The organism is Sphaerobacter thermophilus DSM 20745 (assembly GCF_000024985.1).
Taxonomy (GTDB): Bacteria; Chloroflexota; Chloroflexia; order Thermomicrobiales; family Thermomicrobiaceae; genus Sphaerobacter; species Sphaerobacter thermophilus.
The window spans coordinates 860,210-873,251 of record NC_013523.1; the positions used below are offsets into that span (position 1 = coordinate 860,210).

The 13,042-nt window shown below is 67.3% G+C and carries 13 protein-coding genes and 2 tRNA genes; 10 read left to right on the plus strand and 5 right to left on the minus strand.

Going from position 1 to position 13,042, the window contains the following annotated elements; genetic code table 11:
* Positions 1–110: 110 nt before the first annotated feature.
* The 3 genes from tilS to ftsH all read left to right on the plus strand — a co-directional run bounded on the left by tilS (position 111) and on the right by ftsH (position 4,182).
* On the plus strand, positions 111–1,517 hold the full coding sequence (gene tilS / locus STHE_RS17795) for a tRNA lysidine(34) synthetase TilS (protein WP_012871259.1): 1,407 nt from the start codon (positions 111–113) through the stop codon (positions 1,515–1,517).
* A 15-nt stretch (positions 1,518–1,532) separates the two neighbouring features.
* On the plus strand, positions 1,533–2,090 hold the full coding sequence (gene hpt / locus STHE_RS03875; protein WP_217155849.1) for a hypoxanthine phosphoribosyltransferase: 558 nt from the start codon (positions 1,533–1,535) through the stop codon (positions 2,088–2,090).
* Positions 2,091–2,220: 130 nt separating this feature from the next.
* The gene (ftsH, locus tag STHE_RS03880; RefSeq protein ID WP_012871261.1) at positions 2,221–4,182 is read left to right on the plus strand and encodes an ATP-dependent zinc metalloprotease FtsH; all 1,962 of its coding nucleotides are present in this window, start codon (positions 2,221–2,223) and stop codon (positions 4,180–4,182) included.
* Positions 4,183–4,306: 124 nt separating this feature from the next.
* On the opposite strand, the gene STHE_RS03885 is transcribed toward ftsH, so the two are convergent.
* Both STHE_RS03885 and STHE_RS03890 read right to left on the minus strand, forming a co-directional pair.
* Complete coding sequence (locus STHE_RS03885; RefSeq protein ID WP_012871262.1) at positions 4,307–4,570, minus strand: hypothetical protein; 264 nt, start codon at positions 4,568–4,570, stop codon at positions 4,307–4,309.
* Positions 4,571–4,751: 181 nt separating this feature from the next.
* A tRNA-Ala gene (locus STHE_RS03890) sits at positions 4,752–4,824 on the minus strand.
* 504 nt (positions 4,825–5,328) lie between these two features.
* Here STHE_RS03890 and STHE_RS18955 point away from each other — a divergent pair.
* The 3 genes from STHE_RS18955 (at position 5,329) to STHE_RS03900 (ending at position 6,651) form a co-directional block, all read left to right on the plus strand.
* Positions 5,329–5,502, plus strand: a complete 174-nt coding sequence (locus STHE_RS18955; RefSeq protein ID WP_012871263.1) for a hypothetical protein — start codon at positions 5,329–5,331, stop codon at positions 5,500–5,502.
* 140 nt (positions 5,503–5,642) lie between these two features.
* The gene (gene sugE, locus STHE_RS03895; protein WP_012871264.1) at positions 5,643–5,963 is read left to right on the plus strand and encodes a quaternary ammonium compound efflux SMR transporter SugE; all 321 of its coding nucleotides are present in this window, start codon (positions 5,643–5,645) and stop codon (positions 5,961–5,963) included.
* Between the two features lie 241 nt (positions 5,964–6,204).
* Positions 6,205–6,651: a nuclear transport factor 2 family protein gene (locus STHE_RS03900; RefSeq protein ID WP_012871265.1), complete on the plus strand. Its 447-nt coding sequence runs from the start codon at positions 6,205–6,207 to the stop codon at positions 6,649–6,651.
* A 178-nt stretch (positions 6,652–6,829) separates the two neighbouring features.
* Here the strand turns inward: STHE_RS03900 and STHE_RS03905 are convergent, their stop codons facing one another.
* Positions 6,830–8,248: an aminomethyltransferase family protein gene (locus STHE_RS03905; RefSeq protein WP_012871266.1), complete on the minus strand. Its 1,419-nt coding sequence runs from the start codon at positions 8,246–8,248 to the stop codon at positions 6,830–6,832.
* Positions 8,249–8,637: 389 nt separating this feature from the next.
* A tRNA-Gly gene (locus STHE_RS03910) sits at positions 8,638–8,710 on the minus strand.
* Between the two features lie 243 nt (positions 8,711–8,953).
* Between STHE_RS03910 and STHE_RS03915 the strand changes: the two genes are divergently transcribed.
* Positions 8,954–9,460: a dirigent protein gene (locus STHE_RS03915; RefSeq protein WP_148219893.1), complete on the plus strand. Its 507-nt coding sequence runs from the start codon at positions 8,954–8,956 to the stop codon at positions 9,458–9,460.
* 162 nt (positions 9,461–9,622) lie between these two features.
* On the plus strand, positions 9,623–10,870 hold the full coding sequence (locus tag STHE_RS03920) for a threonine synthase (protein WP_012871268.1): 1,248 nt from the start codon (positions 9,623–9,625) through the stop codon (positions 10,868–10,870).
* Here the strand turns inward: STHE_RS03920 and mutM are convergent.
* Positions 10,860–11,696 carry a bifunctional DNA-formamidopyrimidine glycosylase/DNA-(apurinic or apyrimidinic site) lyase gene (gene mutM / locus STHE_RS03925; protein ID WP_012871269.1) on the minus strand — a complete coding sequence of 279 codons (837 nt, stop codon included), beginning with the start codon at positions 11,694–11,696 and terminating at the stop codon, positions 10,860–10,862. The genes STHE_RS03920 and mutM overlap by 11 nt on opposite strands.
* Before the next feature lie 65 nt (positions 11,697–11,761).
* On the opposite strand from mutM, the gene STHE_RS03930 reads away from it, so the two are divergent.
* Together STHE_RS03930 and STHE_RS03935 are read left to right on the plus strand one after the other, a co-directional pair.
* On the plus strand, positions 11,762–12,109 hold the full coding sequence (locus tag STHE_RS03930; protein ID WP_012871270.1) for a histidine triad nucleotide-binding protein: 348 nt from the start codon (positions 11,762–11,764) through the stop codon (positions 12,107–12,109).
* A 194-nt stretch (positions 12,110–12,303) separates the two neighbouring features.
* Positions 12,304–13,041, plus strand: coding sequence for a hypothetical protein (locus STHE_RS03935; protein ID WP_012871271.1), 738 nt, complete (start codon positions 12,304–12,306; stop codon positions 13,039–13,041).
* The last annotated feature ends 1 nt before the right edge of the window (position 13,042 follow it).

The following is a 13,042-nucleotide window of genomic DNA, read 5'->3' on the forward strand; positions in this document are numbered from 1 at the left end:
CAGCCTTTCCTGTGCATCGCCTACGCACGCGGCGGGCCGCGCGTGGTCCGGTCCGTCCGGTGATACACTCGCGGCGACGGGATGCCGGGCCTGGCCCGGTGGACTGAGCGGTGGCGGCAGTCGTGGTGGCGTCCTTCGAGCGACACGTCCAAGCGGCTGTGGAGCGGGCCGGACTTGGCCCGGACGACTGCGTGCTGATCGGATTTTCCGGCGGGGCCGACTCGCTGGCCCTGACCGCCTCGCTTCAGGCGATCCACGCGGCGGGCCGGGGTCCCCGTCCGCTGGCACTGCACGTCAACCACCGGCTCCGGCCGGAGGCAGACGCAGACGCGGAGCGCGCGGTCGCGCTCGGGGAGGCCATGGGGGTGCCCGTCACCGTCGTCCCGGTCGATGTCGGCGCGTGGGACCGGGTGCTGCGGGAGGGGACCGAATCGGCGGCGCGGGCGGCCCGCTACGCGGCGCTGGCGTCGGCGGCTCGGGAGTGGGGGGTGCGCTGGGTTGCAGTGGCGCACACGGCCAACGACCAGGCGGAGACGGTACTGCTGCGGCTCGCCCGCGGAGCCGGGCTCGACGGGCTGGCGGGGATGCGGGAGCAGAGCCACCGGCCGGTGCCGCTCGACCCCGACGAGAGCGAGGTGGTGCCGCTGTGGCTGCTGCGCCCGCTGTTGGGACTGACCCGGGCGCAGGTGGAACGCTACGTCCGGGCGCGAGGTCTGGTGCCGATCGAGGACGCGTCAAATGTATCGCCGGTCTACCGGCGCAACCTCGTGCGGCACTCGGTCCTGCCGGAGTTGGAGCGGGTCGCGCCGGGGGTGATCGAGACCATCGCCCGTACGGCGACGTTGCTGGCGGACGACGCGGCGTATCTCCAGGCGGCGGCTGAGGCGGCGGGTGCGGACATCGTAGGGCGGGCCGGGCGGCTGGTGACAGTCGCGCGCGAGCCCCTGCGCAATCTGCACCCGGCGTTGCAGCGGCGCGTGCTGATCCTGGCGGCGCGGGAGGCTGGCGTCGACCCGGCTGGGCCGACGGCGGAACGGGTCGAGGCACTACGGCGGGCGGCGGTCGAGGGCGCGGTCGGCCGCGTGATCGAGGTCGGTGGGGGCGTCGGTGCGTGGGTGGACTACGCGTCGCTTGCCCTCGGGCCGCTGGAGAGTCTGGAGGAGGATCTGCGCCGGGCATCCGGCCGGCCGCTGATGCCGGCAGGCTCCGTGGAGCCGCTTCGGGCAGGGACGGAGATCGATCTCCCGCTGCTCAATGGTTGGCGGCTGCGGGGCCGCGTTGGACCCGGCGACTGGTGCCTGCGCACGCGCAGGGCGGGAGACCGGGTCGCCGTGTCACGCGGACGGCACCGATCGTTGCAGGACTTTCTGGTCGACGCCAAGGTGGCGGCATACCTGCGAGATTGGCTGCCGCTGCTGGAGCGGGATGGACTGATTGTGTGGGTGGCCGGTGTGCCGTCCCTGTCGTTCGACGACGCAGGGACGACGCTCCGGTGCGAGCGGTTGGAGGGCGACTGAGCCGTGGCGGAGGGTTTGAGGGACATTCCCCTGCACCGGGGTCTGGACCGGATTCTGATCGACGAGGAGACCCTGCAGGCGCGCGTCAGGGAACTGGGGCGGGAGATCAGCGAGTACTACGGCGACCGCAGTCCCCTCCTGGTTGGGGTGCTGACCGGGGCGTTCGTCTTCATGGCCGACCTGGCACGGGCGATGGCGATGCCGCTCCGCGTCGAATTCATGGCGGTGTCGAGCTATGGACAGGCGACCCAGACATCGGGTGTCGTGCGGATCCTGAAGGATCTCGATCGGCCTATTGAAGGTGAGCATGTGCTGCTGGTCGAGGACATTATCGACAGTGGGTTGACGCTGGAATATCTCATCGATGTCCTGCAGCGGCGCAACCCGGCCTCGCTGCGACTCGTGGCCTTGCTGCGCAAGAACAAGCCGCGCAGCGTGCCCGCGCGGGCCGACTGGGTGGGCTTCGAGATCCCCGACGAGTTCGTCGTCGGCTACGGGCTGGACGTTGCCGGCCGCTACCGGAACCTCCCGTTCGTCGCCGTGGTCAAGCCCGATGCCGTGCTGGGCAAATAGGGTGCCGATCACCCGGCTGCCGAGGCGTCGCGTCCTGTCTGTTATAATCAAGCTACCCTGTTTAGCCCGCGTGACCGTGGCGCAAGCACAGGGACCAATCGATGCGCATGGCGCGGTCGGAGGGCACTGAATGGCCGAAAACAAGTGGCTACGTAATGGGTTCGTCTGGATCGTCCTGATCATCGCGGTCGTCGCGCTGTGGGTCACGTTCATGAAGGACGGGGGCAGCGCGAGGGAAGAGAACTTCGCCGATGTCGCCGCGGACATCCGCCAGGGCCGCGTCGCGCGGATCGTGATGACCGAGGGCTCCAACGACATCCAGGTGCAGTACATCGGTGAGGAGGAGCCGCGTAGCAGCCGGCTTCCACCGGATGTCAACATCTACCAGGCACTCGAGCAGTATGGCCTGTCGGGGGCAGACGTCGAGATCCGGGTGAATCCCGCGAGCCAGTGGGGTAACTGGCTAAGCGCGCTCACATTCATCCTGCCGACGCTGTTCCTCATAGGTATCGTCATTTTCATGATGCGGCAGGCCCAGGGGACGAACAACCAGGCCATCTCCTTCGGGAAGAGCCGCGCGCGGATGTTCACTGGCAACAAGCCGACGGTGACGTTCGCGGACGTGGCCGGTGTTGAGGAGGCCAAGGAGGAGCTGGTCGAGGTCGTCGAGTTCCTCAAGTACCCGGACAAGTTCGCCTCGCTGGGTGCGCGCATCCCGCGCGGGGTCCTGCTGGTTGGCCCGCCGGGCACGGGCAAGACACTCTTGTCGCGGGCTGTGGCCGGTGAGGCGGGCGTCCCGTTCTTCAGCATCAGCGGCTCCGAATTCGTCGAGATGTTCGTAGGCGTCGGCGCCAGTCGCGTGCGCGACCTGTTCGACCAGGCGAAGCGCAATGCTCCCTGCATCGTCTTCATCGACGAGATCGACGCGGTCGGCCGCCAGCGCGGCGCCGGTCTGGGCGGCAGTCATGACGAGCGCGAGCAGACGCTGAACCAGATCCTGGTCGAGATGGATGGCTTCGACAGCACGACCAACGTGATCGTGATCGCGGCCACCAACCGACCGGACGTGCTCGACCCGGCACTGCTCCGCCCGGGCCGCTTCGACCGCCAGGTCGTGCTCGACCGGCCGGACATCGCCGGGCGCCGTGCGATCCTCGAAGTCCACTCGCGCGGCAAGCCGCTGGAGAGCGATGTCGACCTGGAGGAACTGGCGCGTCAGACGCCGGGCTTCTCGGGCGCCGATCTGGAGAACCTGGTCAACGAGGCGGCCATCCTGGCGGCGCGGCGCAACAAGAAGACGATTGGACGCCGAGAGCTGACCGAGGCCATCGATCGGGTCATCGCCGGGCCGGAGCGCAAGAGCCGGGTGCTCAGCGAGCGCGAGAAGCTGATGACGGCGTACCACGAGGCGGGGCACGCCCTGGTGGCGCGCATGTTGCCGCACGCCGACCCGGTGCACAAGGTGTCAATCGTCGCGCGCGGCATGATGGGTGGATACACCCGCGTCCTGCCTGAGGAGGATCGCTTCTTCTGGACGAAGAAGCAGTTCGAGGACCAGCTTGCTGTCTTCATGGGCGGACACGTGGCCGAGGAGCTGGTGTTCCAGGAAATCTCCACCGGGGCGGCCAACGACATCGAGCGGGCCACCAACCTGGCTCGCCGGATGGTCACCGAGTACGGCATGAGCAAGACGCTCGGGCCGCTGGCGTTCGGCCGCAAGGAGGAGCTGGTCTTCCTGGGCCGGGAGATCAACGAGCAGCGGAACTACAGCGACGAAGTCGCCTACATGATCGACCAGGAGATCCGCAGCCTGATCGACACCGCCTACAAGCGGGCCCACGAGATCCTGAGCCAGCACATGGACAAGCTGGAAGCGATCGCGATGCTCCTGATGGAGGCGGAGACGATCGACGGGCACGAGTTGGAGGCGCTGTTCGACGAGCCGCGCCCGCGGCCGCAGTTGGTTGGCCCGCCGGTGACGCGTCCCGCGGCTCTCGCCCACAAGACGGAGGAAGCGGATCGGGGAGGCGAGCGGTCGCCGCATCCGCAGCCGCATCCGTCGCCGACGATGCGGCCACAGCCGGCGTCCTGACCGGCAGCACAATAGAGACACCACAGCCACCCGGGCACGACAACGGCCCGGGTGGCTTCGTCTCCGGGACGTGCTTCCGGAGGCGACGGCGCACCTCAACGGTTGCGTGCCGCTGCGCGAGATGCTACGAGCCGGCGACCTCGGGCGCGGCGGTGTCCGGGAGCGGACAATCCATCACGATAGCGTCGATCTCGCTCCGCCAGGAGCGGTCGAGAACACTGTGGTAGTCGCGGCTGCGCATGAGCCGCATCGCGTCGCGTGCCGTGACACGGACCAGTCGTGTCCCGCAGCCCGCGCGCAGGAAATGGCGGCCGTCGGGGTCGCGAAAGATCAGGGTTTGGGGTTGGCTGAGCCGCCGGCCGATCACCTGGTAGCCCCGGGATTCCATGGCGCACCCTCCCTCTCCGGTGCGTCGAGCGGTGAAGCGGTGGAAGGTGGGGTTCAAGATACGCTGAGCCGGCGCACCTCCGCGGATTGTGCGATCCGGTTGTTCGACCCTGGTGCGGTCGCGTCTGAATATGGAACCGTCGCGAGGCGTGCGACGGATTGCATATGTGAAGGATCGTGGGTGGAGGCAGGGGGATTCGAACCCCCGACCTCTACAGTGCGATTGTAGCGCTCTCCCAGCTGAGCTATGCCCCCACGGTCGGCCCCGTTCCGGAGCCTGGAGAAGTATACGAGGGATGCAGGGTCATTGTCAAACCGTCACCAGGGCGAGCGAGAACCGCCGTTTTCCCCGTCGCTGTCACGAAATTGTGACGATGGTCCTGGAGATCAGGATGACGCTGTTGCCCTGGCTTGTCTACTATACACTCACCAAGGCCGCGTACGTACGGGCTTGAGACGAGGCCCGTGACAAGGCCCGAGCAAGCACCCCCAACTTCCCCATGTTTCCTCTGTTGACCCCCAAGATCGTCTCCCCGGCGCACCAGCGCCGGGTTCCCTCTTTTTGGCTTGTTGGCTTGGGCGAGGAGGGTCCGGGTGCTGTCCATTGGTGCAGGGTGAGTGGCTGGCCGGTGTGCCGCTCCCGGCCTGACCCAAGATCCGATATCGCGCACCACGCCGTGCGTCTACCCTGGTGCTCGTGAAGGACGATGTGGTCCACGACCGGCGATGGAGCCGGGAGCAGCCGAGAGGAGCACGACGGTGATCGGACCGATGATGGAGGTTCATGCCGAGGCGAGGCGCCAGGCCTTGCTGCTCGAGTCCGAGCGAGGGCGGCGGATCGTCGAGGTGGAACGCGGGCAGCGCCGGAGCGTGCGGTCGTCGATCGGGGGCCGCATCGTGCGCCTCGGAGCCTGGATCGCGGGCGAGCACTAGTCCAGGTACCAAACACGCTGAGGTCGGCACGGAGCCGGGTCCGTTCGTGGACCCGGCTCTGTCGTGTCGACCGATCCCCGAGTCACATCTGGCCCGGTTGCGCGGCCTCGTCCAGAATAGGGGCGGAGAGGGGAGGGCGTATGGCGTGGGTCTTTCTCTTGATCGCCGGCGCGCTCGAGGTCACCTGGGCGGTGGGGCTGAAGCTGTCTGATGGCTTTACCAAGCTGTGGCCGTCCGTCTGGACCATCGCTGCGATGATTCTGAGCTACGTCTTCCTGGCGCAGGCAGTGAAGTCGCTCCCGCTGGGGACCGCCTACGCCATCTGGACCGGGATCGGTGCCGTCGGCGCCGCAGTCGCTGGCATCTTCCTGTTCAAGGAGCCGGCCTCCGCATTGCGGCTGGTGTCGATCTCTCTCATTGTCGCCGGGATCATCGGGCTGCGGCTGGCAACGCCCGCGTAGCCCGCTTCCCGCGGCTCGAAGGTCATTCCCTGGCCCACACCCTCCAGCGCTGCCGTCACACTCGCGACGGACGACGGGGGTGCGTCCCTTGCAGCCGGAACCACAGCAACCAGGACCTCCGAACCAACCGAACCGGGAGCGCGAGACTTGGGCGCACCCGCCGTTGTATCGGCTCGACAGGCCAGCCAAAGTGAGCCGGACGGGTGCCGGCAGCCGGGGCCGCGACGAGACGAGGGGGGTGATGACGGACGAACAGAGCGCGCCTGGGACACCACGGGACCGGCAGCTTGAGGAGGCGAACAAGGCCATCATCGCCGGCGCCTTCGAGGAGTGGGCAGCGGGAACGGGCGGCCCCTTCGCGCTGTTGGCTCACGACGTCTCGTGGACGATCGTCGGGAACAGCCCGGTGTCGCGGCGGTACGAGAGTCGCCAGGAATTCATGGACGCGGTGATTCATCCGTTCAACGCTCGGATGGCGTCGCCACTCGTGCCGACGGTTCCCTCGCTCTACGCTGAGAACGACTGGGTTATCGCCCTGTTCGACGCCGCAGGGACCGCGCGCGACGGCAAGCCGTATCGCAACACGTACTCGTGGTACCTGCGGCTGCGGGACGGCCGCATCGTCGAAGCCGTCGCCTTCTTCGACACGATTGCATTCACGGACCTCTGGAACCGGATCACGCCGTAGTGCGCTGCGTTCAGAGACCCAGGGGCGAGCCCGGAGCGGTCGAGACGTGACACCCGCACGATCCCCACGGGTGCCCGCTGTACCCCGAGTGACCGGCGTGCCGAGCAGGAAGGACCCCGCCAGGCCAGTCCAGGCGGGGTCCGGTTGGGAGGCGGCTCAGGGGATCTAAGGAGCTCCCTCAACGTCCCGGTTTGACTGTCGCCCAGTACTCCTGCGCGACCCGGCTCAACGGGACCGGCGCCACTCGCGCACGCACTTCGAACTCGCGATGCCGTTCGATCCACGGACCGCTTCGGCTGCCGCCACCGTTGTCACCCCACACAACCACGACTTCCGACCCGGGTGTTGCGTACTCCTCGGGAACCAACGCGAGCGAGACCACGGCCTTCTCCGTGGCGAGGTAGCCGGTGTACTTCGACACGCCGATGATGTTCCCGTGCGGGTCCTGCACCCGGTCGTACTTCCACATGGCGTAGTCTGCCATCGGGAAGTCGAGACGCTTCGCCGGCATGTCGCTGTCGAAGAAGGCTGCCCGTTGGAGCTCGAGCACGTCGTCCGTGTTCCAGACCAGCGTCACCTTCCGCCGGTGCGGCTGTCCAGCCATCCGCTCGAGCGCTTCCCGGCCGATGAAGTCGTGATCGAACTTCACGATCCGTTCGTACCCCAGTTCATAGGGCGTCACGTAGTAGTCCTCGATCTTCGGGGAGTAGAAGCTGCCGCCAAGCGACAACGTGGCTTCCATGGCGGTCGCCGGCAACCACTCGCGATACGGCCGCAGCTCTTCTCCCGTATAGATCGCCGGCAACGGGACGGCGAACCAACCCGACGGCAGCCCGCCTGGGAAGTACGCCAGCGATCCCACTCGCTTGAGGTCGAACCGCTCTCCCGCGTCGAGGAGCGCTCCCAGCACACGCTCGCGATCGTCCCACGGTCCTGACAGTTCGAAGCCCGGCGTGCCCGTCATGCTGTGGCGCAGGACCCACACTGGGCAGTTGGCGATCTTCAGCTCCACGAAGTTGAAGAACTTGATCTCCGGCAGAGGGCCACCGGTTACGGCTTCGAGGAGCGCGGTTGCGTTCGGTCCTTCGATCTGGAACCGGTAGAGGGTGCGGCGGCCTGATGGATTCAGCACATAGATCGGGTCGCGCTCCACCGTCACGTCGTAGCCGCCCGTGACCGCGTGATACTCGACCCAGTTATCGACGCCGAGGCCGACCAGGAGCAGCGTCTCGGGCTCGAGGCAGTAGAGGATCTGGTCTCCAACCATGTGCCCGCTCGGGGCGCAGGCAACGAACTGCTTGGCCTTGCCCGGGCCGAAGTTCTTGAAGCTGTTCACCCCCAGTCGCTCGAGGAGGCGCACGGCGTCCCGGCCGCGGACATAGAAGTTGACCATGTGGAAACTCTGATCGGCGAGGGCCACGGACTCGACGCTGGCACGCTGTTCATCCTGCCAGTTGGTGAACTCAGGGAGGACGTGTGGTGCCGGCTGAAGGGTCGCGGTCCATATGGCGAGCGTGCCCTTGGGGTTCCGAAAGAGATGATCAACGATATTTGTCCCAGAGTCGAAAATGTCCTGAAGGGAACGAGGTGTCTGCATACACAGCCTCCGTCTCTTCACGGCTCCCGGACCTGTGCGGTACCGGCGCAATGACAGGAAGATCCATGCCAGAGGCTGGTTGAACGTGTGCACCTCACTTTCGGGCGGGCGGCAGGTCGCCGTGCCGGGGACGTAGGTGCGGATGCGCTGCTGGGCCGGGTTCGGCAGATCGAAGTTGTCACGTCACAGCCCATCACAGCGCGAGCGGTTACGCGTCGTGGCGGTGGGCTGGCTGCGGTGGACACAAAAAACCCGTCTGGCTCAGCCAGACGGGGTCCGCTTCTCAAGCAATCAGGCTGGCTCTGTGCGCTGTGGGAATCACGCATGAAGCCAAGCGCCGTCGCCGAGCACAAAAAAAGCCCGGATTCATACGGAATCCGGACCAAGGGAGCGGGTGATGGGATTCGAACCCACGACATCCTGCTTGGGAAGCAGGCACTCTGCCAACTGAGTTACACCCGCATCAGTACCTGCCGACTCACAGTATAGCAGATGGTTCGGCACGTCGTCTAGAGGTGCTCCCGGGGGGGCCGGCGTGCCGTCGGTCGGTACCGTGGTCCCGCGCCGAGGAGGGTTTCAATGGGACGATTCTCCCGCGCGGGATCCTTGATGACAGGCTACCTTGTTGGGGTGGGTTGTTGGTGCCAGCGCCGCCGGAGGCGGTGCAGAGCCCGGAAGGGGAGGAGTATTGTGAGAGTTGCGCTGATGAGGATGACCGGACGCTGGGTGGCGCTCGTCGGGGCGGTCGCCGCAGTGCTGGCGATCACCTCGCTTCTGGTCGTGCCGCGCGTGGCCGGGCAGCAGGGCCAGACGATCGTCATCGATGTCGCGTTCGACCAGCCGAACATCCACCGCCTGGCGGAAGCGCCGGCCGGGGCGTGGCCCGCGCGTGGGGAGGTGTCCTCCGGCGGCGGCAAGATCTTCGACGGCGATCTGGAGGCCACGGAGCAGATCGGCGAGTTCTACTTCATCGGCGTCGGCACGTCCGCTCCCGAGTACTTCGAGACCGCGGCCAACCATCTCTTCGAGGTGGCGCGCTTTGAGCTCTGGGGTCAGGGGAGCATCGACGTGATGGGGACCGTCACGTTCCGGGGCACGAGCCACCTCTCCATCACGGGCGGTACTGGTGCCTTCGCGATGGCGCGCGGGGAGTGCACTGAGGAGATGGTCGCCTCTCGTCGCGGGCGCTTCACCTGCTACATCGAGCGCTAGGTATCAATCCACCTCTTCCAACGCGGCCTGACGCCGCCTCGCCTAGCTGGTATGCCGTGTGAGGCGGCGTCCGTGTTGGAGGCGCGCATCGGGGCATTCCTCGTTACAATCCCGTGAGGGGCAAGGGCCCGAGGGGTGCCGAACTGAGAGCGAGGAGTGTTGATGCGTAGCCACCTCACCCATCTGGAGTGCACGGCCTGTGGGGAGACCTATCCCGCCGACCGGTTGATGACGACCTGCCCGGCATGCGGCAAGGTGCTCTTTGCGCGCTACGACCTCGAAGCGGCGGCCAAGACGCTGACGCGAGAATCGTTAGCCAGCCGGCCGTGGAACCTGTGGCGCTACGCGGAGATCATGCCGGTGCAGGATGCTCGTTATGCACTCACGTTGGGTGAGGGGGGCACGCCGCTGCTGCCGGCTTCCCGGCTCGGGAAGGCGCTCGGCTACAATCGGCTGCTGGTAAAAGATGACGGGCAGAACCCGACCGGTAGCTTCAAGGCGCGGGGGTTGTGCGCCGCGGTGTCGCGCGCAAAGGAACTGGGAGCGAGCGCGGTGGCGATTCCCTCGGCCGGGAACGCGGCGGCGGCAATGTCGGCCTACGCGGCGCGCGCCGGGTTGGACGCCTATGTGTTCATGCCGGCCGACACGCCGGAGCCAATGAAGGCCGAGTGCCGCGCGTACGGTGCCCGGGTCTTCCTGGTCATCGGCCTGATCAATGACTGCGGACGGGTCGTGCGTGCGGGCGCCGAGGCACGGGGCTGGTTCGACGTCTCGACGCTCAAGGAGCCGTACCGGGCCGAGGGGAAGAAGACGATGGGGCTGGAGCTGGCCGAGCAGCTCGGCTGGCGCCTGCCCGATGCCATCGTCTATCCCACCGGCGGCGGCACCGGCATCGTCGGGATGTGGAAGGCGTTCGACGAGCTGGAGCAGTTGGGCTTGATCGGGTCGGAGCGCCCGCGGATGATCGTGGTCCAGTCCGAGGGCTGTGCGCCAATCGTGCGGGCATTCGAGCAGGGAGAGCGTCATGCGCAGCTCTGGGAGGGAGCAGCGACGGTGGCGCCCGGCATCCGGGTTCCGGTGGCGATCGGTGACTACCTGATCCTGGACGCGGTGCGCCAGAGCGGCGGCACGGCGATCACGGTGTCGGACGAGGAACTGCTGGAGGGCATGCGCCTCGCAGCCACGCACGAGGGGCTGTTCGTGTCGCCGGAGGCGGGCGCGGTCGTCGCGGCTGCCCGGCTGCTGCGTGAGCGCGGCGTGCTGGGCCAGGACGATGAGGTGGTGCTGTTCGCCACAGGAGCAGGGCTCAAGCATACGGATCTGGTCACCGGGGAATACCCGGTGCTGAACCCGGACGATCCGGACCTGCTGGCCGCGATCGACCGCGCGTACGGAGAACCTACGGCATAGGCAGGGGCTGGCAGCGGGGACAGAAGCGGGTGCCGCGCTGGACCACGACAAGGCGGGCGATCGGCTCACCGCACCGTGGGCACGGGTCGCCCTCGGCCCGGTGGTAGATGTTGAGATAGTGCTGGTTGTTTCCGGGGCGGCCCAGGCCGTCCCGGTAGTCGCGCAGCGTCGTGCCTCCGCGCTCGATAGCGGCGGCGAGGGTCACGCGTATGGAATCCAGCAGGCGGGCGGCCTCGTCGAGTGTGAGGGAATTGGCCGGGCGCAGTGGGTGGATGCGGGCGGCAAAGAGCGCCTCGTCTGCGTAGATGTTGCCGACGCCCGCCAGAAACGTCTGGTCGAGCAGGAGCGGCTTGACGGCGCGCGAACGGGCGGCGAGCATGGCGGCGAACCGCTCGGCGGTGAACCGGTCGTCAAGCGGCTCGGGGCCGAGGCTGCGATCGAGTGCGGCCGCCTCGTCGGGAGTCAGGAGCGTGAGCCGTCCGAACTTGCGGGTATCGGAGAAGCGCAACTCACGTCCGTCGTCGAGGACGAAGGTCAGGTGGTGGTGCTTACCGGTGGGAGTGTCGGGGGACGTGACTGTCAATTCCCCGGTCATGCGCAGGTGCACGGCGATGGTGTCGCCGCTGTCGAGCGCGATGAGCAGGTACTTGCCGCGCCGCCCAAAGTCGGTGATCCGGCGGCCGGTCACGCGCGCGACGAACGCGTCGGGTTCGGGTGCGGCGATGCAGCCGGTGAACGCACCCAGCCGGACGGCGGCGATGGTGGTACCGTCAACGGCGGCCGTGAGGCTGCGGCGGACGTTTTCAACTTCCGGTAGCTCTGGCACAGTCCACTCCGAACTCGTGTTCGCATAAGTATAGCGCCCACAGGGCGCGCGGAGAGGGAGGTGGAATGGCGAACGATTGCATCTTCTGCCGGATCGTGGCGGGTGAACTCCCGGCCACAATCGTCTACCAGGACGACGAGGTGACGGCGTTCAACGATATCAACCCCCAGGCGTCGACCCACGTCCTGGTGATCCCCAATCAGCACATCACATCACTCAACGACGCGGAGGAGACGGACCCAGCGCTCCTCGGCCGACTGCTCCAGGTGGCCGCCAAGGTCGCGCGCGATGCCGGGCTGGCCGAGTCAGGCTACCGGGTGGTCACCAACACCGGACCTGACTCCGGGCAGACGGTCTTCCACCTGCACTTCCACGTGCTCGGTGGCAACCCGCTGCGCCTGCCGCTCGGGTGATCGGAGCGGCCGGTAGCACAGGAGCGCCGGCGTCTTACCGGCTCCCGTCGTTCCCACGTGACGACAGCACGGGACGGAAGGATGCCGGCGCTCCTTTGAGACGTGCGGCATCGTCGGTGAGGGCGTCTGGAGAGTACACTTAGGCGTACGACTGGAGTTCGATTTCCCGGGCGTCCGGGGTGGCTGGTGGGAAGATGCTATACCGCTTCGTCTCGGGCGATGTCCCCATCATGATCATGCTGTACCTCGTGTTCTGGCTCTGGGCACGAGGGCGGGTGTCGCTGCTGCGGCAGGTAGCGGTGCATGACACGCCGGTCTGGAACTGGATCGGGCGGGTCACGCTCGGGATCGTCCTGGCCTTTCCGGTGTGGGTTACGCTGTTCGACAACTGGCGACAGCTTCTGGGGTACGCGCTGTCACCGGCGAAGCGCTGGCAGAGCGACCCGTTCGACACCGTGCTGACGGCCGCGCCGATTCGGGATATCACGCTGGTGTTGCTGGCGGCGGGACTGCTCGGCTGCGCGCTGCTCTACTCCCGGCACCGGGGGAGTATCCCGCTGGCGGTGATGTGGGCCGCGATTGGTCTTGCTTGCATCTACTTCCTGAACCCGATCCGCATCCGGCTCGATGTCTATCTCTACGGCACCCAGGCGTCGCTGGCCGACCCGCAGCCGATTGACGTCGGGTTTATCCTGTTCTGGGCGACGGGGTTGTACGCGCTGATCACCGGGTTGCTCGCGGCCGGGGCGGCGCTGCTCTTTGCCGGGGTTGCCCTACCGGTGCGCCTGGTCTACTGGCTGGCGACGCGCGGGCGGGTCGAGCAGGAGGCGCCGGTCTACCAGGTCTTCCACCGTAAGGCGCGGGCGCTGCACGATCCTGCCGCTGCGGGTGGCGAGACCGGCCCCCCGACCAACCCGGAGTCGGTGGGGTAGG